This is a genomic window from Nonomuraea sp. NPDC004354 (genome assembly GCF_053602555.1).
The window spans coordinates 252245-275946 of the sequence record NZ_JBSGDV010000013.1; the positions used below are offsets into that span (position 1 = coordinate 252245).

A 23702-nucleotide genomic window follows, 5' to 3' on the forward strand; every position below is an offset into this window, starting at 1 on the left:
CAAAGTTCCTCTTCTGCGAAACTACCCGCTATGCGTCCTTGATCTCGCAGATGGTCGCGCCCGCGGTGACGGTCTGCCCCACGGTGGCGGCCAGGCCGGTGATCGTGCCGGACTTGTGGGCGGCGAGCGGCTGCTCCATCTTCATCGCCTCGAGCACCACCACCGTGTCGCCCTCCGCCACGCTGTCGCCGTCGGCGGCCACGATCTTGACGATCGTGCCCTGCATGGGGCTGACCAGCGCGTCGCCGCTCGCCGCCGCCTTCTTGGCGCCGCCGGCGGCACGCCGCGCCGGCTTGTTCGCGGCCGGCGCGCGGCTCCCTGAGGCCAACCCGGCGGGCAGTACGACCTCCAGTCGCTTGCCCCCGACCTCCACGGTCACCGTCTCCCTGGCGGCCGGCTCGGCGACCTCGGCGGCCCCCTCGTACGGCGGGATGCCGCCCGCCCACTCGGTCTCGATCCACCGGGTGTGGACGGAGAACGGCTCGGCCGTGAAGGCGGGGTCGTGCACCACCGCCCGGTGGAAGGGCAGCACGGTCGGCATGCCGTCGATCTCGAACTCGGCGAGGGCGCGGCGCGAGCGTTCGAGGGCCTCCTTGCGGGTGCGGCCCGTGACGATCAGCTTGGCGATCAGCGAGTCGAACGTCTGCGGAACGGTCATCCCGGCCTCGTAGCCCGCGTCGAGCCGCACGCCGGGCCCGGCAGGGGCGCGCATGGCGGTCAGCGTGCCGGGCGCGGGCAGGAAGTTCCTGCCCGGATCCTCGGCGTTGATCCGGAACTCGATCGAGTGGCCGCGCAGGACCGGGTCGTCGTAGCCGATCGCCTCGCCGGCGGCGACGCGGAACATCTCGCGCACCAGGTCGACGCCCGCGACCTCCTCGGTGACCGGGTGCTCGACCTGGAGGCGGGTGTTGACCTCGAGGAAGGAGATCGTGCCGTCCTGGCCGACGAGGAACTCGCAGGTGCCGGCGCCGACGTAGCCGGCCTCGCGCAGGATCGCCTTGGAGCTGCTGTAGAGCAGCTCGACCTGCTCCTCGGACAGGAACGGCGCGGGCGCCTCCTCGACGAGCTTCTGGTGGCGCCGCTGCAGCGAGCAGTCGCGGGTGCTGACCACGACGACGTTGCCGTGGGAGTCGGCCAGGCACTGGGTCTCGACGTGGCGCGGGCGGTCGAGGTAGCGCTCGACGAAGCACTCGCCGCGGCCGAACGCCGTGACGGCCTCGCGGACCGCCGAGTCGTACAGGTCGGGGATCTCCTCGAGGGTCCTGGCGACCTTGAGGCCGCGGCCGCCGCCGCCGTACGCGGCCTTGATCGCGATGGGCAGGCCGTGCTCCTCGGCGAACGCGACGACCTCCTCGACGCCCGCGACCGGGTCCTTGGTGCCCGCGACCAGGGGTGCGCCGACCTTCTGCGCGATGTGCCTGGCCTGCACCTTGTCGCCGAGCGCGGCGATGGCGGCCGGCGGCGGGCCGATCCAGACCAGCCCGGCGTCGATGACGGCCTGCGCGAAGGCGGCGTTCTCGGCGAGGAAGCCGTAGCCGGGATGGACGGCGTCCGCGCCGGTCTCGGCGGCGACGCGCAGCAGCTTGTCGATGTCGAGGTAGGTCTCGGCGGGTGACTGGCCGCCCAGCGCGTGGGCCTCTCCGGCGACCTTGACGTGGAGCGCGTCGAGATCCTGCTCGGCGTAGACGGCGACGCTGGCCAGGCCGGCGTCCTCACACGCCCTGGCGATCCGGACGGCGATCTCGCCACGGTTGGCGATCAGAACTTTCCGCACCGACGTCTTTCCTTTCTCCACCGGCCTGCAAAGGAGTCTAGGGGCGGTCACCTGCCCAGGTACGCGCCACCGTTCACATGGAGGACCTGCCCGGTGAAGTGGCCCGCGCCGGGGGAGGCGAGGAAGAGCACCGTCTGCGCGATGTCGTCAGGGGTGCCCGCGCGGCCGTTGCGGGTGCTGTCCACCCGGTGCCTGACGCCCTCGGGGGTCAGCCGGCCGCGGAAGAACTCGGTGTCGAGGACCAGCCCAGGGGCCACGACGTTGGCGGTGCCCCTGGAGCCCAGCTCCGCCGCCAGGTCGGCGGTCCACGACTCGAGGGCGGCCTTGGCCGCGCCGTACGAGCCTGAGCCGGTGCCGCGCGCCGCGATGGAGCCGAGCGAGATGATCCTGCCGCCCTTGACCAGGCGGGGCAGGAGGGCGGTGGTGACCAGGACTGCCGACAGCAGGTTGGCGTTGAGGTTGGCCCACCAGGCCTCCGCCAGGTCCATCAGGTCGTCCTCGCGCTTCTGCCTGTCGAGGTTGGTGTTGCCGCCCGCGTTGTTGACCAGCACGTCGACGGTGCTGGGCAGGTGCGGCAGCGCCTCCTGCACGGCGACGGGGCTGGCGGCGTTGAAGGCGACGTAGGAGGCGCCGCCCCCGAGCCTCTCGGCGGCCTCCTTCAGCACGTGCTCACGGCGACCGGTGATGGTGACCCTGTCGCCCTGGGCGGCGAACGCGGCCGCGATGGCGTAGCCGATGCCGGTTCCGCCGCCGGTGACCACGACCTCGCGCATGGTTGTCCCCCTTATATCCGAACAATCCTCTGGAGGACCATAGCCGCTCGGCATAACGGAGGGCGACGGCGGGGCCGGATGCCTATCGTGAGGGCGCCCGTCGGTCGATCCTGGAGGAGCGTATGACGCACAACTTGCTCGGTGGCAACCCTGCGGAGATGCAGCAGATGGCCACCCAGTTCACCCAGCAGGCCGAGGCGGTGCGCAGCACGATGGCGGTGCTGGACCGGGAGGCGGCCAAGGTCGGCACCGCCTGGACGGGGCCGGGGGCCGAGCGGTTCGGCGGGGCGTGGCAGAACTACCGGGCCGCGTTCCAGCGGATGTCGGAGGAGCTGCAGGAGGCGGCTCGGGTGATCAACACCTATCGCGGCAACATCGAGTCGGCCACCCGCTGACCCCGCTGCCCTCTCGGACACTCCGGCCCGGCGGACAGGTGACTGCCGGGCCGGGGCCTTCTCCGGGGCCTTCTCGCGGAGCGTTTTCAGGGGCGCTTTCAGGGGCGCTTTCAGGGGCGTTCCTGTGCGCGGGCGGGGGTCTTTCCGGTTTTTCCTGGAGGGTCTTCGCCGGTTCTGCCGGAAACGGCTACAGCGCGGCAAAAGGGGCAGGCTAGGCTCTGACTCCGTGATCGGAAGGGTCCTTTTCGCGCTCAGCGTGGCGATGACGTTCACGCTCGTGCCGGTCGCCGCCCAGGCCGCCCCTGCCAGATGCGAGGAGAGGCTGGACGAGGGCCTGACCGAGATCGGCACACCGTGGGCGCTGACCCGCCTCGACCCGCGAAGGGTCTGGCATCTCACCAGGGGCGCGAACGTCACGGTCGCGGTGATCGACAGCGGCGTCGCGCGGCATCCGCTGATCCCGCTCCGCAAGGAGATCGACTACAGCGGCACGGGCAACGGCGACTGTGTGGGCCACGGCACCGCGGTGGCGGGCATCATCGCCGGCCGCTACCGGGGCGACTTCCCCTTCTACGGCGTGGCCCCCGACGTCAGGCTCGTGTCGCTCAAGCAGACCAACAAGAAGACCGGCGACGTCGGCGTCCTCGTCCGGACCATCAAGGACGCGGCCGACATGGGCGTCAAGGTGATCAACATCTCCACCCAGACCACCGACCAGCCGGACCTGAGGGCGGCGGTCTACTACGCCCTCGACAAGGACGTCGTGATCGTGGCCGCCGCGGGCAACTCCGACCCCAAGGAGAAGGACAGCAAGGAGTACCCCGCCGCCTACGAGGGCGTGCTGTCGGTGGGTTCGGTGTCGGCGCAGGGCCAGCGTTCCGACTTCTCCAACACCGAGTCCAAGGTCGATGTCATGGCGCCGGGCCAGGACGTCACCAGTACGTGGCCCGACGGGCTCCTGATGGAGGGGCTCGACGGCACCAGTTTCGCCGCGCCGTACGTGGCCGGGGTGGCCGCGCTGGTGCGCTCTCGTTACCCCAGCCTCACCCAGGAGCAGGTACGGCGGCGCATCGAGGTGACCGCGGACGGCGCGCTCGGCGTCGGCACGGGAGCGGGCATCGTCAACCCGTTGCTGGCCGTCACGGCGGTGCTGCCGGCCGAGCAGGTGGAGCTGGCCCCTCCGCTGCCGCCGCCGCTGCCGAAGGACGCCGTGGCGAAGGTGCCCCCGGTCGACGGACGGGTGATCACGGTGGCCGCGATCGTGGCGGCGTCGGCGCTGGCACTCGCGGGCGCGATCATGGCCGTGCGGCTGGTCATGCCGTTGGGCAGAGCCAGGCGCTGGCGGGCCGGTCGGCCGAATTGATTACGACTTGACGGTGAACTGTCAGGATCTGCGGCGAAACTATCGTTACGGGTGGGGCAAATTTGGTTCAATGTGCTCCGATCATGATTTGTCGTTGAAAGGTGGATCATGGACGCCTTGTCGCCGGGAGACCCGGAGCGCTTCGGTGACTACGCCATCGTCGGACGGCTGGGCGAGGGCCCGCGCGGCGTGGTCTACCTTGGGCGCGAGTCCGATGACGGAGAACTGCGCGCCATCAAGCCGCTGACCGGCGAGTCCGCGGAAGACAGCGAGACCCTCGACCGGTTGCGCAGCGTCAAGCGGATCTCCAGCGCCTACGTGGCCCGCGTGTTCGACGTGGGAGTCGAGGACGGCACGCCGTACGTGGTGCGCGAGCACATCGAGGGCCGCACGCTGGCGGAGACCGTCGAAGAAGAAGGCCCGCTCACGGATGACGCGCTCGAGCGGGTCGCCGTCGGCGTGCTCACCGCGCTGACCTCAGCGCATCTGGCGGGGGTCACCCACAGGGGCCTCACCCCGCACAACGTCATCCTCAGCGCGGACGGCCCGCGCGTGACCGACGCGGCCATCGGCGAGCCCGCCGGCGAGCTCGGTTACCGCTCGCCCGAGCAGCTGAAGGAGCTGCGGTACGGCCCGCCGTCCGACGTCTTCTCGTGGGCGGCGACCGTGGTGTACGCGGCCACGGGGCGGGCGCCGTTCGAGCACGAGACGCAGGCCGTGCTGAACGAGAAGCCCGACGTGGGCCCGCTGCCCCAGCCGCTGCGCAGGGTCGTGGTGTCGGCGCTGTCGAAGGAGGTCGCCAAGCGGCCGACCACCTACACCGCGCTGCTGCAGCTCCTGGGGGACAAGAACGCCGACAAGCTCGTGGCGGGCGCGCCCCTGCCCGCGGTGGTCGTCCCCGACCCCGCGCCGCCCCTGGAGGGCACGCTCAGGCTGCCGATGTACCGGACGCCCGAGCCCGAGCCCGCCGCGGCACCGCCCGTGCCGGCCGCGCCCCAGGCGTGGGGCCCGCCGCCGGCCGAGGCGCCGGAGCAGCCCGCGCCGCCGCAGGGCCCGCACCCTGTCGTCTCGGTGCCGGCGCAGGCGCCGCCGCCGAACCGCAGGCCGTTCCCCGTGGGTCTGGTCGCCGCGATGGCGGCGGTCGTGACGATCTCCGCGGTCGGACTGTGGGGTGCCAACCGGTACGCGGGCACGCAGACCATCACCGCGGTGGCGGCCGAGGGCAGGCAGCCCGCCGACGCCGTACCGAGCCCGAACGGCGAGAGCGCGGTCACCACCTCCGGTAACGGGGTCGGGCAGCCGCAGCCCCAGCCGCAGGGCACGCAGCAGGGCCAGGGCCAGGGTCAGGGCCAGGGCAAGGTGGCGGTGCCGTGGGCCAAGACGCCGGCGCCGGACTCGACGGACGTCATGCCGTTCGAGCTGCCGACCGACGACCCGAACAGCCCGCTGCCCGAGCCGGAGCTGACCTCGGTCAGCTCGCCGGCGCCCGTGCCGACCCAGAACATCGCCGTGCCGCCCCAGACGGTCGCGCCCGTGCCCAGCCCGGCGGTGACGGTGACGGTCGAGCCCACGCGCAAGGCCGAGGACAAGCGCGAGGACAAGCGGGAGGACAAGCCCGAGCACAAGCCCACCAAGACCAAGGAGGGCGAGCCCGAGCCGCCGGCGGACGAGCGTCCGACGCCGACACCCACCGAGGACCGGCGGCCGCCGCAGCAGGACCCGACGCCGACGCCGACCCGCACGGAGGAGCCGCCGAGCAGGACGCCGGAGCCGAAGCCGACGGAGACGAGGACGGCCGACCCCAGGCCCACCGAGCCGAGGCCGACGGTGACCGTGACCAAGCCGGCGGAGCCCCAGCCCACGGTGACGGTGACCAAACCGTCCGAGCCCAAGCCCACGGCGACGCCGACCAAACCGTCCGAGCCCAAGCCCACGGCGACGCCGACCAAGCCCGCCGAGCCCCAGCCGACGCCGACCAAGCCTTCGGAGCCACCCGCCGAGACGACCAACCCGTACACGCCGGCCCAGGCCTGCGGCGGCGGCGGGTTCTACGTCCAGCGTCAGGCGAGCTTCGCCGGTGGCACGACCTACCAGCTGTACAGCGACAGCACCGGCTACAACTGTGTGGTCACCATGAAGACCGCCAAGATCGGTCAGCTGACCAGCGTCAGCGCGACCCTGGAGGTTCAGGGCAAGTCTCCCGTCACCGACAGCGGCTCGTACAAGTACTACGCGGTCGCCAAGGCGTACGGGAAGGGCAGCTGCGTGAAGTTCTCCGGCAGCACGGACCAGGGCAGCACCAGCTCCGGTTTCGCCAACTGCGGGTGAGCCGCCTGATACACGTAAGTAACCAGAGCTCGACTTCTGCGAAATGAACCGGGCGGATCATGGCCGAAAGGCGTGATCCGCCCGATTCATTTCCTGGGAGATCCTATGAGCGAGCCGCCACAGCTGGACGCGGACTTATCCCAGCACACCGTCGCCGCAACCACCTTCCGCGACATCGGCGCCGACTTCGTCGCGGCCGTGAACCACGCCGTCAGGGAACTGGAGGAGCTCGGCAACTGGCCGATCGAGGAGGAGTCGGATCGGAAGTTCGCCGAGTGGTACGCGCCCAAGCGCGTGGAGATGATGAAGCTGCTCGGCCAGTTCGGGCTGGCCTACGGCGACGTCGGCGACAAGCTGTCCATCATGCGGGACAACGTGGCGGTGGCCGACTGGGCCAGCGCCGACGACATGACGGTCCAGGACGTCCCCGTCTACGAGCTGCCGGACCTGCAGGGCTTCATGCCGAAGGGCCCGATGCCGTGATCGCCGCCGCCTTTCCCGTCAACCGCCTGATGATGACGTTCATGGCAGGCACCGCAGGCACGCTGGTGGGCCTGCGCGTGTGGGCGGGAGTCGTCGCCCCCGAGGCCTCGCCGGACAAGCTGCGCCGCGCCGCGCAGATCTTCGACGAGCTCGCCGACGCGATCGACGGAGGCGACGACCCGAAGAGCGGGCTCGCCTACCGGGCCGACCAGGCCTACGCCTCGGTGGTCAAGGACAACACGGGCGCCGGGATCGACTCTTTCTCCACCGTCTACAACACCAACATCAGGCCGCTGCCCGCCGCTTTCGTGGCCGACCTGCGGGTCGTGGCGATGGTCTGCACGGCCTACGCCAAGATCGTCGACGATGTGCGCCGCCGCTTCGCCGAGGTCGAGAACGACCTGCTGCAGATGGTGTGGATGGTCATGTTCCAGCCGATGACCACGTGGCTGTACGCCGTGGCCACCGTCAGGATCGTCAAGCTGATCAAGACGGCGCGGCTGCTCAAGGCCCTCTTCGGGGCGAACGCGGCCAAGATCTTCAGCGCGGGGTTCCCCTCGTACGCGCTGACCACTCTCGTCTACGCGACGGTGGACGGCATCGCCTACGCCGGTGGTTCCGTCGGCATCAAGGCCATGGTCAACCTCGCCCACGGCCAGCCGGTCGGCTCGGCGAAGGAGAACGGCGCCGAGTTCATGCGGATCTGGGCGGGCAACACTGGTTATGTCCTGGGTTACGACGCCGCCAAGTTCCCTCTGCGGAACCTGCCGTCCAGCCGTCTCACCGAGTTGTACGCCAGGCTGGCCGGCTCCGGCCTCGGCTACACCCCCACCTACAACCTGTCCGACGGCACGGACGGCCCGATCGCCACCACGCCCGAGGAGTGGGCGGGCAAGATCGAGGGACACGGGCTGCGCGCGCTGATCTTCCCGCCCGGCTGGCTGCCCCGCCGCTAGTACGGCCGGTAGCCGCCGCCCCGCTCCAGGGACGCGATGCCCGGATGGTGGGCCAGGTCGCCGTAGCGCTGGTAGGTGTAGAGGACGCCGGCGATGATGTTGTCGACCGGCTCCAGGATCCGCTTGTGGCCCGGCAGGCTGTGGGTGTCGAAGGTGGGCGGGATCGTCTGCATGAGCCCCTGTGAGGGCACGCCGTTGCGGGCGTTGATGTCCCAGTTGTTGATCGCGCTCGGGTTGCCGCCGGACTCGTGGTGGATGATCGTCCAGATCCGCTCGATGTCCTTGGGGTCGTTGGGGTCGAGGTCGCTCACGTCGATGCCGCGCCTGCGCATGATGCCGGCCATCTCCTCCGATCTGATGACCCGCAACGCCTCCTTGATCCACTCGACCACCTGGGCGCGCGGCGCGGGCACGTCACCCGCCGAGGAGACGCCACCGCCGCCGTAGCCGCCACCGCCACCGCTGCCGCCCGCGCCCCCGCCGCCCGTCGTGCCGGCGCCCGCGAGGTCGGTGGTCCGGCTCAGGTCGGTGCGCGTCCACTGTGTCTTGGTCCCGTTGCCGGGGACGAAGTCACGCTCCAGCGGGTTCTTGATGTTCTTGAACGTCTCCTTGCGCAGCTTCAGGGCGTTGCCGATGGCGGTCCTGGCGTCGTTGACGGCGGTGTTCGCCTTCGTGACCTCGCTCTCGGCATCGGACACCGCCTTGGTGCCCATGTCCGTCAACCCCTTGGTCACGCCGTCCGGGTCGTCGGGGTTCAGCTTGGCCCAGTCGCGCCTGTACTCGCCCGCGCGGACGAGCAGGTCCTCGCGGATCCACCTGACCTTGCCCTCCACGGTCTCGAGCACACCGGCCGCCGCCTCCACGGCGTTGGCGCAGCCCGCCAGCGCGTCGTGCATCCCGTCGCCGGCCTTGCCGTAGCCCTCCATGTACGACTGGAAGGAGGTCGCCGAATCGCCGTGCCACACCCGGCCCACTTCCACGACGGCCTTGCCGAGCTTGCCGGTCTCGTCCAGGGCCTCACTGGCGATCGTCCGCCATTGCGAGGCCATCGTGCGGATCGCCCCTGGGTCGCAGGTGACCTTGGTCACCAGCGCGTCGAGCTTGGCCAGGCCGGGAACGCTCTCGTCGCTCATGGCTGGTCGGCCGCGCGGATGTTCGCCTGCACCTTGTCGAGGGCGCGCTCGACGCCCCCCAGCTTCTCCCGCGCCTCGCCGAGTTCGCCGGTGATGTGGTCGCGCCAGATGGCGTCGATGTCCGCCGCCAGGTTCTGCGAGTTGTCGTATTTGCCGAAGATGTCGGCGTCGGTCACCTTGCTGGGCGGCGGCGTCTTGTCGGGGAGAATGTCGGCGGGAATGAGCACCTTGGCCGCGTTCGCCGCGACACCGGCGCATTCGTCCAAGGCTTGGAAGTAGACATCGAGACCCGCCACCGGCTGCGCCTCCCCGAGATGCGTATCTGGACAAGATCGAGCATAGCGGTCAGGGAGTTTCGTCAACATTCGCGCAGAGAAGCCGTTGTCCGAGGTTGTCCCCGCGGACGAGCCCGAGCCGATCGTCGTGCGCACCTGACCGGGCGAGCTCGCGGCGGGACGAGGACCTGTGCGGAATTCTCGACCGGCTTCGTCGAGAGTCTGGCAGTATTGCCCGCTAATGAGTCTTATGTGGTCGATGGGGCTGGTGTGACAGGCTTCACCGTTCGTTGGAACAGTGTCAGGCGACGCGGCTCCGACGCGAGGGAGGAGGCCGCGTTCATCAGGGACGTCAGGGACAAGGTGCTGGCCGCCTTCGCCGAGGCCGGCCGTCCGATGGGTCACGACCGGTACGGAGCCGAGGTGGAGAAGGCCTACCCCGCGATGCGCGACGGCATCCTCGACGCCCTCAAGAACTACGCCGACGAGGTGGAGCGCTCCGGCGACGGGCTGAAGGGCACCTCGCACACCTACGAGACGGCCGAGCGGCCCGAGGCCTGATCGCCGGTGTGGCTCGACGGTGTGCCCATCCCGGGGTTCGCGCGGCCGTGGATCGGCTGGGTGGTCGGCATGGACTGGCCCCAGGGCGACGAGAAGGCCCTGTTCCGGCTCGCCGACGCGCTCGTGGCGGCGCTCTACGAGGTGGTCGGCGGCCCGGACGGTGACCCGTCGAGGAGCCTGCTGGGCAGACGGCCGCCCGACGCGGACGAATGGGACGGCGACGCGCTGCAGGCCTTCGTCAAGCACGTCCTGACCACGACGCGGGGACACCAGGCCGACGCCGTCAACCGCCTGGCCGCCATGGCGCTCGCCCTGAACGATCTCGGGGTCCAGCTCGAGTACACCAAGCGCATGATCAAGTTGACCGTCGTGCTGCTGGTCGTGCAGATCGGGGCGGTGATCCTGCTGCTCGGCACCCCGCTGGCCGGGCCCACGTTCAAGTGGATCGGCTTCCGGGCGCTGCTGAGCCGCGCCGTGATCGCGCAACTGGCCAAGCGGCTGCTGTTCTGCTGCGGGCTCTTCGGCACGATCATGGGCGTGATGGACTACGCCATCCAGGCGAGCCAGTCACGCAGGGACCACGTCGACGTCGGCCAGGTCCTCACGTCCGCGGGCACCGGGGCGCTGTCCGGGGCGCTCATGGGCCTCGGCGCCGGGCTGCTGCCGACCCGGTCGATGCTGATCTTCATGGCCCAGTCGGGCGTGGTCGGCGGCATCACCGCGCTCGTCACGGAGGTGTGGAGCGCGGTCGGCAGCGGCCGGCCCGTGGACTGGAAGCTGGTGGCGGAGGGGCTGACCTCCGGCTTCGTCGGCGGCATCGACCGCACCGGCGCGGGCGGCGGCGCGCACTCCGGCCCCGGCAAGACCGGCGCCCACCTCTTTCCCACCGACTTTCCCCCCGACGGTACGGCGGGGCCGGCCGCGAGCTCGCTCGACGGCGTCGCCGCGGCGACCAAGCGCCTCGACGAGGACGGCCCGGCCACCTCGAAGCCGGCCGCCGATCCCTTCCTGGACGGCATGCGCACGGCGGCGCACGAGACGGACCGCGTGGCCGATGGCGACATGACCACCCTGGCGCGGGCCACGACCGACCGGGCGGCCGACGGGGCGCGGGCCGTGGGCGGGCAGGCGGCGGACGTCGCGCGAGCCGTACCCGACGAGATCAGGACGAGCCCGCACCCCGCGGACGACGGGACCCAGCCCGCGCCCCCGGTCAGGAGCGACCAGGTCCGCCCGCCTGTCCGCGCCGAGACGGCTGCCCGTGCGGAAGCCCCCGCGCGTGCGGAGGCTCGTGCGGAGACGCCTGCCCGGGGCGAGGCCGGGACGGTGTCGAGACCGGCGGCCGTGCCGGAGCGTGGGGCCGGGGGCGAGGTGACCCACGAACGGGCCGGACGCGCGGACGCCGATCCGGATCCCGGCGGCAGGCCGGACGCGCGCCCCGAGCGGACGGGCAGGCCGTCCGGCGACCCCGAACGGCCCTTCACGCATGCCAGGTCGACGGACCGGGGCGACGGCCCCGCCTCGCACGGCGACGCCCCCGCCTCGCACGGCGACGCCCCCGCCGACCGTAGCGGGGGGACGGTGAGCCGCGGCGACGGGCCTGCCGACCATACCGGGGGGCCGGTGAGTCGCGGCGACGGGTCCGCCGGCCGTACCGAGTCGACCGGGAGCCGGGGCGAGGGGGCGGGCCCGCGGACGCCGGAGAGCGGTGGCGGGGCCCGCGCGGACGGGCCCGTCACCCGGATGGCCGAGAGCACCGGCGCCCACGCCGACGGGCCGGTGGCGCGAGCAGGCGAGACCTCCTCCGCGATGGCGGAGCGCAGGCCCGAGCCGGCCAACCGGATCGAGGGCCTGATCAACTGGAGCACCACCCGCGCCGAGCCGCCACCGTCGTGGCACGGCATGACGCAGGAGCAGTTCGCCGCGCTGGCCGCCAAGGGCACCGTCGGCGACCCCGTCGTGCTGTCCAGCGGCACGGAGTCGGTCAAGGTCGAGCGGGTCACGCTGACCGACGGAGGACCGGCGGCCAGGAAGGAGACCGCCACCACCGAGATGCGCGACGCCGAGCACCTGTCCTCGATGCTCCTGCGCTCGCTGGGTCTGGACGTGCCCCCGACCCACCTCGTCGACGAGCACACGCTGATCACCGGCTGGGTCGAGGGCGAGCGGCCGGAACTCCGCTGGCACGGGGACCGCTGGGAGCTGCCCGAGCACGTCATGCACAGCCGTGACGCCGTGCTCATGGGCCTGGGCGACGCGCTCATCGGCAACTACGACCGGGCGCACGGCGACGGCATGCGGGTCGGCGACGACGGCCGTCTCCGCGGCTTCGACCACGACAAGACCTTCCGGCCGATGATGCCCGATCCGAACAGCCCGCTGACGAGGCTGTTCTTCCGGGAGGTGGAACCGGGCAGGTTCGACTGGGCACCGAACCCGATGTCGGTGCGGGACATGGCCACCCTCAAGGCCGCGGTCGAACGGTTACGGCCGGAGTTCGAACGTCTGGGCAGGGGCGACTGGTTCGCCAACGTCCAGTTCGTCCTGGACAAGGTGGCCGAGCACGCGGGCGGCGCCGACTCGGTGCTCAAGGCCCCGGTGGACAGGCCGTTCTTCTGGGCGGCCGACGAGGATCTCGCCGCGCGGGCGCGCGCCCATCGCGCGGTCACCGACCTGTCGACGGACCTGAGCCGTCCCCTGGTGGACCCGCACGAGCAGCTCGCCGCGAGGACCGGGCGCGGAAACGTGGGGGACCGGTTCGTCAACGGCGACGAGGGGTTCGCGGAGCTGGTCGTCCACCGCGACGGTTCGGAGGCGCTGGTCCTCCGTGACGAAGCCGCCAGGCGCGCAGAGGCAGAGGCGCTGCTGCGCGACGCCCTCGGCCTGGACGGCCCCGCCGTCCTCAGGATCGACGACGACACAGTCCACCAGGCGCACGGCAGTGACCGGCTCAGGGCCGCCGTCCAGTCGGGCGTGCGGAACTCCCTCGTGATCGACACCATGCGAGGCCTCGAGGAGGTCGTCGAGTTCAACGACGGCACGTTCGCCATCCGCCGCGAGTTCGACGACATCGAGGCGGCCGACCGGGCGGAGCTGGCCGCGCTCGAGCTCGGCGCGGTCAAGGACGGCACGTCGGGGGTGTACCGGGCGGACACGACCGTCATGTACGAGCACCGGCTGGGCGCGAACCAGGGGGAGCTGGCCAGACGCGGCCTCCACACGCTGCTGATGGCCGACGGCCCCATTCCCGCCGAGCTGTTCCAGCGGATGGTGGCCGACAATCCGCTGCTTGAGCGGATCAGCGGGGACAAGGGGCTGTGGTCCCAGCGCGACATCGACGCGGTCACCACGAAGCTTCAGGAGCTCGGCCCCGAGTTCGCCCGGCGCGGCCTGGCCGACCTGCACGAGCGGATCAGCGACAACTGGGCGCGCCTCGCGCGGCCTGCGCAGGACGCGCCCGTACCGCTGGGTTCCCTGGACCACGGCCCCCGCCTGGTGCCCGACTACTCCGGTACGCCGTGGCGCCCGCCGGACCAGCCGATCCCCGCCCTGCCGCACCTGCTGGAGGGCACCAACCTGCGGCAGGTCAACGAGCTGGCGCACGGCGGCGATCCGCTGGCCGACGCGATGCTGCGCCAGGCCAGTGCCGAGCTGGCCCTCCTGCCGCGACAGGAGGGGACCGTCACGGTCAGGGTGCCGGAGGAGTGGGTCCCCGCGAACCTCGCGCCGGGCGCGGAGTTCGCCTTCAAGGGCATCCTGGAGGGCGTCGACGACCCCCGCTTCCTCGGCGACGAGCCGCGTACCGTGCGCCTGACCATCCGGGCCGGCGACTACGTGGCGGCGGAAGCGCTGTCCGGCCGGCCCCACCACGCGCTGTTCCGCGTCGACGCGCCCTTCAAGGTGCTCGCGTTGCAGGAGTTCTCCCACGGGGAGCGGCACTACTTCCTCGTCCAGGCGCCCGACGGGATGGGCACCGCCGCCTTCGCCGAGCCGGTCCACCGGGCCACGCCCGAACTGAGCCCGGCCGCCCGGCACCACTACGACCACCACCGGGTGGAGACGGGGGCGGGTATCTGGCTGCGCGATCCGGCCTTCTCCCACGACATGGGGATCGAGCGGTCCGCTCTAGGGGTGCGCTCCATCGACGGTGCCTACTACGTGGACGGACACGGCGGCCCTGACGGGCTGATGGTCGGCGGCAGGACCGTCAGGGCCGAGGATCTGGCGGCGATCATCCTGAACGATTCCTTTCTCCAACACGACGATCTGGTCATCCTCGCCAACTGCAACGTGGGCGCCCACACCTACGCGCAGGAGGTGGCCAGGCTCACCGGCCACGTCGTGGTGGCGGCCGACTCGCGGGTCAGGGTGGGCCCCTACGGCGACATGTTCGCGATGGACGCCGAGCACGGCGCCCTGGGCGGTCGCGGGAACCTGCGGATCTTCCTGCCGGACGACGTCGTGCCGCCCACCGCCTGGGAGCGGGTCAAGTCGGCGGTGCGCGGGTTCTTCGGCGTCGACGACTCGGTGACGCGTTCGGCCGAGCCGTACGCGCGGACGCTGGAGGGCGTCAGGGCCGGCATCGCGGGCTACGAGAGGTTCGCGGCCCGGGTGGAGGCCATGGTCCGCGACCTTCCCGAGAGCTCGCCGTTCCGGCGGCTGGCGATCGAGGAACTGGTGGCCCTGCACACCTACGCCAACGGGCTCGACGCGCCCATCGACAGGGCGATGGGCGACCCGAGGCTGCTGCCGCCGTACGAGGAGCACGTGCGCGGCATCCTCGGCGCGCTCGACACGCTGGGGGAGTACCAGGCGCCGTTCACCGGGCAGGCCCACCTCAGCGTGGTGCTGTCCGAGGCCGACAGAGCGGCCTACACGCAGGGGGCGGTCGTCTCCGACCCCAGGTTCACCACCGCCTACCGCGAGCCGCGCGAGCCCGTCGCGGTGCCCGGCCGCGTGGACTTCGTCATCACCTCCAGGACGGCCCACGACATCAGCGTCGCCGCCGGCGACCCCGCCGAAGGCAGGCTGATCTTCCGGCCGGACACCGAGTTCCGCGTGGACCGGGTCGACGGTGACACCGTCTACGTCAGCGAGGTGGCCAGGTCGGGCGACGGCTGGGTGCCCTGCGCGTGCGCGGAGGGCACCCACTGGGGCACCAACGGCGCCGCCGGGCTGCTGCTGCTCAGCAAGGGCGGCGACGGCGAGACGTACGTGCTCATGCAGCACCGCGCCGCCACCTCCGACGGCGGCGGCACCTGGTCGCTGCTCGGCGGTGCCAGGGACCTGAACGAGGGCGCCGTGGCCGCCGCGCTGCGGGAGGCCGCCGAGGAGAGCACGCTGGACCCCGCCACGGTGCGGATCCACGGCCGCCACGTCAACGACCACGGCGGCTGGTCCTACGAGACGGTCATCGCCACCCTGCCCGAACCGGTGGACATCAGGCCGTCCTCGTGGGAGTCGCAGGGCATCCGGTGGGTACGGCTCGACGAGCTGACCACCCTCGACCTGCATCCCGGCTTCGCCGAGAGCTGGCCGGACGTGCAGGCGGAGATCCACCGGGCCATCGACTGGGACACGGCCGCGCCCAGGGACGTGTCGCGCACCCTCTACCGCCACGACGAACTTCCGGCCGGCGACGTCGACGCCCTCCTGGCCAGGTTCGCCGAGGAGGGCGTCTCCGGAGAGCTCGTCCGCGGGAACAGCCGGCTGCCGGAGGAGGGCGTGCCGGTCGAGAGCGTCATCCGCACCGCCTCGGGTGACACGCTGCCGCCCGGCACGGCGCTGCGGGTGATCGCGGTGGAGCGCGACGCGACCATGCCGGACGGCAGGCGGGGGATCAGGCTCTACCTGACGGAGGGGAACGCCCCGGCCCGCGTGCCGGACCTGAGCCACCGGGTGCTCAGCGTGGACCAGCAGCGCTTCACCGCCGCGACACGGACGGAGTCGCCGGTGGGCGTCGGCTTCAGAGTCTTCGGCGACCTGGAGGACGCGGCCGTGACCAACAGGATGGCGGGGGCACGTCCGGTCGAGGGCGCGGTCACGGTCGGCATCAGGTCGGGCTATCACGCCTTCCGGGTGGGCGACGTCCCGGTCCCGGTCAGGGACCTGGCCACCATGCTGGCGCTGGACCCGCGGCTGGTGGCCGAGCCCGGCGCCGCGATCGTGCTGCGGGGGCCGCACGCCGCCCACGACAAGCTGCTCATCCAGGAGCTGGCGGACCTGACGGGCCGCGTCGTGATCGCCTTCGAGGACCCCACCAGGCGGTGGCCGACGGACGGGGCCGCGAAGATCTTCCTTCCGGAGGCGGACCAGCCGGCCCCCGCGCACCCGCACCAGCCGGTCCCGGCGGGAGACCCGCCCACCCTCGGCGGGCTGGGTGCGGAGTGGCCGGAGGGACCGGCTCCGGTGCGGCCGGCACCCGACCTCCAGACGGTCAGGGAGTTCGCCCGCCTTCGCGAGCTGAGCAGCACAACCTACAACCTCGACTTCCAGGGCAGGACCGACACCGTCGAGTACGCCAGGGCGGTCGCCGAACGCGACTGGCTGGAGGCCAGGCTGGCCGAACGGATGAGGGATCGCGCCGAGGCCGCCTACATCGACCAGCACGCCGCCATCCTCCTCGAGACCAGGGCGCTGGCCGACGAGCTGGGCATGGACGTCGAACGGCTGCGCGCGCACCTTCGCGACGAGCTGGTCACCATGCTGGCGGACCGGCCGATCTCGATGCGGGTCAGCCCCGAGACGCTGCGGGCCGTACTGGCCGAGGGGCGGTTCAAGACGCAGTTCGAGGTCGCGAGCTCGGGCGGGGTCTACGACAACGTCCTGCGCTCCGCCTACGAGGAGAGCTGGTTCGGCTATCCCGCCGACCTGACCCCCGAACTGCGGCCGGTCTACGGCTACGTCAACCTGTACGAGCGGATCTCCGACCCGTCCCTGATCGGGATGGGCACCACGAACCGGGTGTCCGAGTACGGTGAGGTCCAGGTCACCCTGCGTCCCGAGGTCAGGGACAGGTCGACCTTCTGCGTCGGCGACTCCATCGAGGTCACCGAGACCGCGGTGCCCAGCAGGATCAACGACCCACGCCCCGAGTCGTACGCCGCGGCTCCCCTCTGCGGGTTCGACCCCGTGAAGGAACCGCTACGCGGTGTGCGGCGCGACTACGCGGGTCTGGACTGGCAGAACAACGCCTACGTCGAGGCGCAGATGCACGGCGGCGTGAGGGTGAGCGACATCAGCCATGTCGTCTTCACCGTCCGGCCCGACGCCGGCCTGGTGGCGGCGCTGGAGGCGGCGGGCATCGACTGGTACTACGTCTATCCCGGGAGTACGCGATGATCAGAACGGTGGGTCGCAGGTCCGACGGGGCGATCCTGGTGGCGCTCGGCGAGGCGGCGGTGATCCTGCCGCCCGGCACGCACGTGCTGCCGCTGGCCTCCGCGCTGGCGCACGCCGAGTGGGAGCCGGTCGACGAGCTGCCCCCCGAGCTTCCCGCGCGCCTGGTCGAGGCGCTGACGAGGAAGGACGGGGAGCTGCGCGCGGCCGTCAGCCCGTTCATCCGCGAGCTCATGGAGCGGCGGCGTCAGGGGAGGTAGGCGGTCTGGATCAGCCGCGCGCCGGACTTCCGGTCGACGAAGTAGCCACGGCCGACCGGCAGCGGCTGCGGGCGGATGTTGCCGAAGACGTAGCCCTCGTCCTTGTTGCCGGACATGACCAGCGCGGGGCTCGCCATGTCCTTGATCTTGGTGATGATCGGGTCGAACATCGCCCTGCCGACGCCGCCCATCTGCCGCGACATGATCAGGTGCAGGCCGATGTCGCGGGCCTGCGGGAGCAGGTCGGCCAGCGGCTGCAGCGGGTTGTTCGAGGTGGCGACCAGGTCGTAGTCGTCGACCACGATGTACAGGTCAGAACCCTGCCACCAGCTGCGGGACCGCAGCTGCTCGGGCGTCAGGTCGGCGGGCGGCAGACGCTTCAGCAGCGCCTGCCTGGCGTCGTTGATCAGGCCGGCGGCGGCGGCGCTCGACGCGGCGTAGCCGATCCGGTGCTCGGTGGCCGCCGAGTCGAGCAGCGACCTGCGGTAGTCGATCACGATCATCATCGCCTCGCGCGGCGTCTGCCTGGACACCACGCTCTCGGCGATGAGCCGCAGCAGGTTCGACTTCCCGCTCTCGGTGTCGCCCACCACGATGAAGTGCGGATCGGCCTCCAGGTCGAGCAGGACGGGCGCGAGCATGGCCTCGTCGATGCCGATCGGGATGAGCTTGCGCCCCGTCTCCTCGATCCCGGGCAGCATCTCGGCGGGCAGCACCGAGGGCAGCAGCCGCACGCCCGGCGCCGGGGGACCCTGCCAGGCATCCCTGACCGTCTGCACCAGCGCGCGCACGCCCACCGACAGGTCCTCGGCGCTCTGCACGCCGTCGATCCTCGGCAGCGCGGACAGGAAGTGCATGCCTTCCTTGGTGAGCCCGCGTCCGGGCGTCCCCTCCGGTACGGCGAGCGCCGTCTTGCGGTTGATCTCCGACTCGTAGGCGTCGCCCAGCTTGAGCTCGATCCTGGTGCCGAACAGGTCGCGGATACCCGGCCGGAACTCCGACCACTTGTTGGTGGCGGCCACGATGTGGATGCCGTAGCCGAGGCCGCGCCCCGCCAGGTCGGTGATCGTCGGCTCCAGCGAGTCGAACTCCTGCCTGATGGTCAGCCAGCCGTCCACGACGAGGAAGATGTCGCCCCAGCCGTCGCCCTCGAACGAGCCCTCGGCGACCATCCGGCGATAGGTGGCGATCGAGTCGATGCCGTGGTCGGCGAACATGCGCTCGCGCTGCTGGAGGACGGTGGCGACCTCGGCGACCGTCCGGCGGACGCGGTCGGCGTCGAGGCGGCTGGCCACGCCGCCGATGTGCGGCAGGCCGTCGAGGCCCGCGAGCGAGCCGCCACCGAAGTCGAGGCAGTAGAACTGCACCTCGCGGGGGGTGTGCGTGAGCGCCATGCTGGTGATGAGCGTGCGCAGCACCGTGCTCTTGCCGCTCTGCGTGCCGCCCGCGACGCCGACGTGTCCCGACGCGCCCGACAGGTCCAGCCAGAACGGGTCGCGCCGCTGCTCGAACGGCTTGTCGATGATGCCGATCACGGCGTGGAGCCTGCCGCGGCCCGACCAGTCGGTGGTCGACAGCCCGTAGGCGGGCGTGACCGACAGCGGCGGGAGCAGCTGCGCCAGGGTCGGCGCCTGGCCGAGCGGCGGCAGCCAGATGCGGTGCGCGGCGGGCCCCCGGTCGTGCAGCCGTCCCACCATGATGTCGAGCAGGCTGACCTGCGGCGTCTTCTCCTCCGCCGCGGCCAGCTCCTTGGGGGGCGTCTCCACCACGGGGACGGGCACGAAGGCCGGGCCGTACTCCACGACCTCGCGGACGGGCCCGCCGGCGGCGGAGGCCGCCGACTGGTAGGGGTCCGGCTGGTAGGGACCGGAGACGTAGGCGGCCTTGAACCGCGTCATGCCGGTGGTGTCGAACTTCAGGTAGCCGTTGCCGGGCGCGGACGGCAGCTCGTAGGCGTCGGCGACGCCGAGCACGACGCGGCTCTCCATGGCGGAGAAGGTGCGCAGACCGATCCGGTAGGACAGGTGGGTGTCCAGGCCGCGCAGCCGGCCCTCCTCCAGCCGCTGGGAGGCGAGCAGCAGGTGGACGCCGAGCGAACGGCCGAGCCGGCCGATCATCACGAACAGGTCGATGAACTCGGGCTTGGCCGACAGCAGCTCGCTGAACTCGTCGAGCACGACGAACAGCGTGGGCATCGGCGCCAGCTCCGCGCCCTGCTCCCTGGCCCGCTCGTAGTCGCGCAGCGAGGCGTAGTTGCCGGCCGCGCGCAGCAGTTCCTGGCGGCGGACCATCTCGCCGTGCAACGCGTCGTGCATGCGGTCGACCAGCGGCAGCTCGTCCTCCAGGTTGGTGATGACCGCCGAGACGTGCGAGAGCGACTCGAGGCCGAGGAAGGTCGCGCCACCCTTGAAGTCGACCAGGACGAAGTTGAGGATCTCGGAGGAGTGCGTGACGGCCAGGCCGAGCACCAGCGTGCGCAGCAGCTCGCTCTTGCCGGAACCGGTGGCGCCGATGACCAGGCCGTGCGGGCCCATGCCGCCCTGCGCCGACTCCTTGATGTCGAGCTCCACCACGCGGCCGTCGGCGCCGAGGCCGATCGGCACGCGCAGCCGGTTGCGGCCCGCCCGCGGCCGCCAGGTGTGCTCGGTGTCGAGTCTGGTCGGATCGCCGACGCCGAGCAGGTCGGTGAGCGTGGTGTTGATCGACAGCACGTCCTGCGACTCGCCCCCTGCGGACCCCGACGAGAGCCTGAGCGGTGCCAGCTGCCTGGCCAGCCCCTCGCACATCAGGTAGTCGAGCTGGTCGGGATCGCCGAGACGGGTGCTGGTCGCCTTGCCTGCGTGGTCCAGCTTGATCATGTGGAAGGCGTCGCTCTGGATGTCCAGCCGCAGCATCGCCTTCTCCTCCACCAGCCCCGCGGCGTCGGACAGGTCGATCAGCGTCACACCCTGGATGGCGTCCATGCCGAGCTGGGAGTCATGCGGCACGTACCCGCCGTCCACGATCACCACGTGGTACGGCAGGGAGTCGGCGGGCGCGCCCGGCTTGAACCTGGCCCGCTCCTTCAGCTCGCCCCCGACCAGCCGGTCGAGCTCGCTGAGGTTCTCGGCCATCAGCCTGACCTGCCCCGCCAGGTCGGTCTGGTCGGGATGCAGGGCGTGCGGGAGCCACTTGACCCAGTCCCAGTGCGCCATCGACTCCTTGCCCGCGCAGACCAGGATCCGCAGGTCGTCGGGGGAGTGGAAGACGACCATCTGCGCGATCATCGCCCTGACCAGCCCGCGGATCGCCTGCTGGTCACCGCTCAGCTTGATGCGGGCGAAGGAGCCGAGCGCCACGGAGACGGGCAGCTCGGAGACCGTCGCATGCGCCCTGACGAACCGCCGCAGCGCGCCGGCCGTCAGGGCGTCGAGGTCCTCGACCGGCTTGGAGTCCGGCGGGATGAGCTGGATGGCCAGCTTCTGCATGCCGGTGCCGAGCCGTACGGTGCCGAAGTCGGGGTCGCGCGGCCGGCGCTCCCACAGGCGTGGGCTCATGGCGATCCACCAGAGCGAGTCGGGCGCGGGGCCGCTCCACTCCAGCGCCTCGCGCTGCTGCCTGGCGGCTCTGCGGGCCTTCCTGCGGACCTGTGACAGGTAACGGAAGTAGTCGCGGCGCAGGCCGTTGAGCCGGTGCTTGCGCTCGCCCGACTGCCTGCCGAGCTGCCCGATGGTCATGCCCATCATGGAAAAGGCGAACAGGCCGCTGGCCACGTACATGAGCGGGTTGGAATTTCCTCCCGCGGTGAACATCAACCCCATCGCCGCCCCGCCGGCCACCATCGGCAGGTAGGTCAGAACCCCCATGAAGCCTTGACCCTGGACTTCGGGGATCTCGGGTGGGCTTTCGAGCAGGACCTCGCCACGAGGTGGCTTGGGGCTGGCACGGCGTTCGGGCCGTCGCACAATCACGATGCTCACACGGCAATTTCTTACCATCAATGCGGGTCTTTCCGCTTGCCCGATATGTTTCCTTCCGTGAAGTCGCTTGCTCATGGACCATCCCCGCAAGGCCCGATGCAGCAGGGCGCTCTCGCGCAGATCCCCGCGCCGATGCCGGCCTTGTGCCACGTCACAATCGTCGGCCCGCGCAAGAGAGCCGATCTCGCGCTGCCCGCGGACATCCCGCTGCCGCACGTCCTGCCCGGCCTCCTCCGCGCGATGGACGAAGTGGGCGGCGAGGCCACGTCCGCCGCGGGATGGATGCTGCAGCGCCTCGGCGGCGCGCCGCTCGACATCGGCCAGAGCCTCGGCGCCCTCGGCGTCCTCGACGGCGAGGTGCTCTACCTCAGGCCGCGCGACGCCGTCCTGCCGCCGGCCCTCTACGACGACGTCGCCGACGTGGTCGCGGGCGGGGTCAAGGAGGGGGCGGGCAAGTGGACGCCCGACCACACCCGCCTGGCGGGCACCAGCGCCGCGTGCGGGCTGCTGGTCATGGGGGCGCTCGCCCTCTACGCGGCTGGTCCGCCGTGGACGATCAGGGCGATCGTCGCGGGCGTGCTGGCGCTGCTGCTCCTGGTGACGGGTGCGGTCATGTCGCGCGCGATCGGCGACTCGAAGGTGGGCGCGCCGATCGGATGGGCGGCGCTGCCGTACGGGTTCCTGGCGGGCCTGCTGGCCCCCGGCGGCGCCGGCTTCTCCGCGCCCAACCTGCTCGCCGCCTTCGCCTGCACGGCGCTGGTGGCCGCCTTCGGCGGCGCGCTGACCGCCGACGGCCAGTCCGGATTCCTCGGTACGGCCATCGCCTCGGTCACCGGGGCGGCGGGCGCGGCGGTCGTCATGATCTGGGGCACCTCGCCCGCGGGCGTGGCGGCGGTGTCGGCGACCGTCCTGCTGGCCTTCACCCCGCTCATCCCCACGCTGTCCTTCCGGATGGCGAAGCTGCCGCTGCCGAACATGCCGACGACCGCGGAGGAACTGCGCAACGACAACCAGCTTCTCGACGCCACGCAGGTCAAGGAGCGCACCGCCAAGGCGCAGTCCTTCGTGACCAGCCTGATCGCCGCGGCGTGCCTGGTGGCGATGGGCGCGCTGTTCCTGCTGGTCGTGGAGGGCGGGTGGGCCGCGAGGGTCATGGTCGTGGTGCTCGCGCTGACCCTGATCATGCGGGCGCGGGTCTTCCACGGGCTGGGCCAGCGGATCTGGCTGCTCGTGTCAGGACTGGCCGGGCTCGCGGCGCTGGGGTTGTCCGTGAGCGCCGGCATGGGCGACATCGCGGCCGTCGCCGTGGGCGTCGGGCTGCTGTGGGTCGCGCTCGTCGCGGCCGGACTCGGGACCTGGCTGCCCACGGGTAAGCCCTCGCCTTTCTGGGGCCGCGCGGGCGACATCGTGGACCTCATGCTGATCGCGGCGCTGTTCCCGCTCGCGCTCGGCGTCCTCGACGTTTACACGTGGGTGCGCGGCCTCTCGGGCTGAGCGTTTCCATGATTGCGGAGTAAACCGGCAACCGATACGTTGCTGGACGTTTCCCCCTCCAGGACGGAGTAGCCAGTGCAGGACTTCGGGGACTTCGCGAACCTCGACATCGACAAGCTCCTCAAGACCGCCGACGAGCAGTTCGCGCGCGTCGAGGAGATGCAGAAGACCATGGGCGAGCTCGTGGGCCGGGCGCAGGACGAGGACGGCCTGGTCAGCGCGGAGTACACCAGCGCCGGCCTGACCGGGCTCGAACTGCACCCCAAGGCCATGCGGCTGAGCTCGGGCGAACTGGCGGAGAAGGTCAAGGCCGTCGTCCAGGACGCGACGGCCGACCTGCAGCGTCAGGTCAACGAGACGATGGGGGAGGTCTTCGGCGAGGACGAGAACCCCATGAAGTTCATCAACAACCCGGACGCCGCCCTGGAGCAGGTCAAGAACGCCGAGGCCGCCTACAACAGGACGTTCGAAGACGTGATGGGCGAACTCGACAAGATCCGCCGCCGCCTCGACCTCTAGGAGCTGTTTCTTAGATCTCCTGACGGTGAGCGCTGGTCTTGTCACTCTTGGCATATGGGTCGTGGTGATCTGACGAACGCCGAGTGGGCAC

The 23702-nt window shown here is 71.4% G+C and carries 15 protein-coding genes; 10 read left to right on the forward strand and 5 right to left on the reverse strand.

What is annotated here, in order from left to right:
* Positions 1–28: 28 nt before the first annotated feature.
* Positions 29–1774 (reverse strand): acetyl/propionyl/methylcrotonyl-CoA carboxylase subunit alpha, encoded by a 1746-nt coding sequence (locus ACWENQ_RS30890; RefSeq protein ID WP_354906183.1) that lies wholly within the window; start codon positions 1772–1774, stop codon positions 29–31.
* 47 nt (positions 1775–1821) lie between these two features.
* Complete coding sequence (locus ACWENQ_RS30895) at positions 1822–2547, reverse strand: SDR family oxidoreductase (protein ID WP_354906182.1); 726 nt, start codon at positions 2545–2547, stop codon at positions 1822–1824.
* A 122-nt stretch (positions 2548–2669) separates the two neighbouring features.
* On the opposite strand from ACWENQ_RS30895, the gene ACWENQ_RS30900 reads away from it, so the two are divergent.
* The 5 genes from ACWENQ_RS30900 (at position 2670) to ACWENQ_RS30920 (ending at position 8072) form a co-directional block, all read left to right on the forward strand.
* Positions 2670–2942: a WXG100 family type VII secretion target gene (locus tag ACWENQ_RS30900; protein ID WP_354906181.1), complete on the forward strand. Its 273-nt coding sequence runs from the start codon at positions 2670–2672 to the stop codon at positions 2940–2942.
* Positions 2943–3168: 226 nt separating this feature from the next.
* Positions 3169–4305: a type VII secretion-associated serine protease mycosin gene (gene mycP / locus ACWENQ_RS30905; RefSeq protein ID WP_449920158.1), complete on the forward strand. Its 1137-nt coding sequence runs from the start codon at positions 3169–3171 to the stop codon at positions 4303–4305.
* Between the two features lie 108 nt (positions 4306–4413).
* The gene (locus ACWENQ_RS30910) at positions 4414–6633 is read left to right on the forward strand and encodes a protein kinase domain-containing protein (protein WP_452417334.1); all 2220 of its coding nucleotides are present in this window, start codon (positions 4414–4416) and stop codon (positions 6631–6633) included.
* A gap of 105 nt (positions 6634–6738) precedes the next feature.
* The gene (locus ACWENQ_RS30915; protein ID WP_449920162.1) at positions 6739–7116 is read left to right on the forward strand and encodes a hypothetical protein; all 378 of its coding nucleotides are present in this window, start codon (positions 6739–6741) and stop codon (positions 7114–7116) included.
* 41 nt (positions 7117–7157) lie between these two features.
* Positions 7158–8072, forward strand: a complete 915-nt coding sequence (locus tag ACWENQ_RS30920; RefSeq protein WP_452417335.1) for a hypothetical protein — start codon at positions 7158–7160, stop codon at positions 8070–8072.
* Here ACWENQ_RS30920 and ACWENQ_RS30925 read toward each other — a convergent pair.
* Together ACWENQ_RS30925 and ACWENQ_RS30930 are read right to left on the reverse strand one after the other, a co-directional pair.
* Positions 8069–9205 carry a WXG100 family type VII secretion target gene (locus ACWENQ_RS30925; protein ID WP_452417337.1) on the reverse strand — a complete coding sequence of 379 codons (1137 nt, stop codon included), beginning with the start codon at positions 9203–9205 and terminating at the stop codon, positions 8069–8071. The genes ACWENQ_RS30920 and ACWENQ_RS30925 overlap by 4 nt on opposite strands.
* Positions 9202–9636: a hypothetical protein gene (locus tag ACWENQ_RS30930; protein WP_449920167.1), complete on the reverse strand. Its 435-nt coding sequence runs from the start codon at positions 9634–9636 to the stop codon at positions 9202–9204. Before ACWENQ_RS30930 ends, ACWENQ_RS30925 begins: the two co-directional genes overlap by 4 nt.
* Positions 9637–9750: 114 nt before the next feature.
* On the opposite strand from ACWENQ_RS30930, the gene ACWENQ_RS30935 reads away from it, so the two are divergent.
* The 3 genes from ACWENQ_RS30935 to ACWENQ_RS30945 are packed head-to-tail and all read left to right on the forward strand — an operon-like array spanning position 9751 to position 17639.
* Positions 9751–10041, forward strand: coding sequence for a hypothetical protein (locus ACWENQ_RS30935; protein ID WP_354906174.1), 291 nt, complete (start codon positions 9751–9753; stop codon positions 10039–10041).
* Between the two features lie 21 nt (positions 10042–10062).
* Complete coding sequence (locus tag ACWENQ_RS30940) at positions 10063–17382, forward strand: DUF3626 domain-containing protein (protein WP_452417338.1); 7320 nt, start codon at positions 10063–10065, stop codon at positions 17380–17382.
* The gene (locus ACWENQ_RS30945) at positions 17379–17639 is read left to right on the forward strand and encodes a hypothetical protein (protein WP_452417340.1); all 261 of its coding nucleotides are present in this window, start codon (positions 17379–17381) and stop codon (positions 17637–17639) included. Before ACWENQ_RS30940 ends, ACWENQ_RS30945 begins: the two co-directional genes overlap by 4 nt.
* Here ACWENQ_RS30945 and eccCa read toward each other — a convergent pair.
* A complete protein-coding gene (gene eccCa, locus ACWENQ_RS30950; protein WP_452417341.1) occupies positions 17627–21616 on the reverse strand; it encodes a type VII secretion protein EccCa in 3990 nt (1329 codons plus the stop codon). The two genes, ACWENQ_RS30945 and eccCa, sit on opposite strands and share 13 nt — an antisense overlap.
* 39 nt (positions 21617–21655) lie before the next feature.
* Between eccCa and eccD the strand changes: the two genes are divergently transcribed.
* A complete protein-coding gene (eccD, locus tag ACWENQ_RS30955) occupies positions 21656–23092 on the forward strand; it encodes a type VII secretion integral membrane protein EccD (RefSeq protein WP_452417342.1) in 1437 nt (478 codons plus the stop codon).
* Between the two features lie 75 nt (positions 23093–23167).
* On the forward strand, positions 23168–23611 hold the full coding sequence (locus ACWENQ_RS30960) for a YbaB/EbfC family nucleoid-associated protein (RefSeq protein WP_354906168.1): 444 nt from the start codon (positions 23168–23170) through the stop codon (positions 23609–23611).
* Positions 23612–23702: the final 91 nt, after the last annotated feature.

Bases quoted from the DNA above. Each gene is read 5' to 3' on its own strand.
- ACWENQ_RS30895 (WP_354906182.1), bottom strand. From the start codon at position 2,547: ATGCGCGAGGTCGTGGTCACCGGCGGCGGAACCGGCATCGGCTACGCC.
- ACWENQ_RS30900 (WP_354906181.1), top strand. From the start codon at position 2,670: ATGACGCACAACTTGCTCGGTGGCAACCCTGCGGAGATGCAGCAGATG.
- ACWENQ_RS30910 (WP_452417334.1), top strand. From the start codon at position 4,414: ATGGACGCCTTGTCGCCGGGAGACCCGGAGCGCTTCGGTGACTACGCC.
- ACWENQ_RS30915 (WP_449920162.1), top strand. From the start codon at position 6,739: ATGAGCGAGCCGCCACAGCTGGACGCGGACTTATCCCAGCACACCGTC.
- ACWENQ_RS30920 (WP_452417335.1), top strand. From the start codon at position 7,158: ATGGCAGGCACCGCAGGCACGCTGGTGGGCCTGCGCGTGTGGGCGGGA.
- ACWENQ_RS30925 (WP_452417337.1), bottom strand. From the start codon at position 9,205: ATGAGCGACGAGAGCGTTCCCGGCCTGGCCAAGCTCGACGCGCTGGTG.
- ACWENQ_RS30945 (WP_452417340.1), top strand. From the start codon at position 17,379: ATGATCAGAACGGTGGGTCGCAGGTCCGACGGGGCGATCCTGGTGGCG.
- eccCa (WP_452417341.1), bottom strand. From the start codon at position 21,616: ATGGTAAGAAATTGCCGTGTGAGCATCGTGATTGTGCGACGGCCCGAA.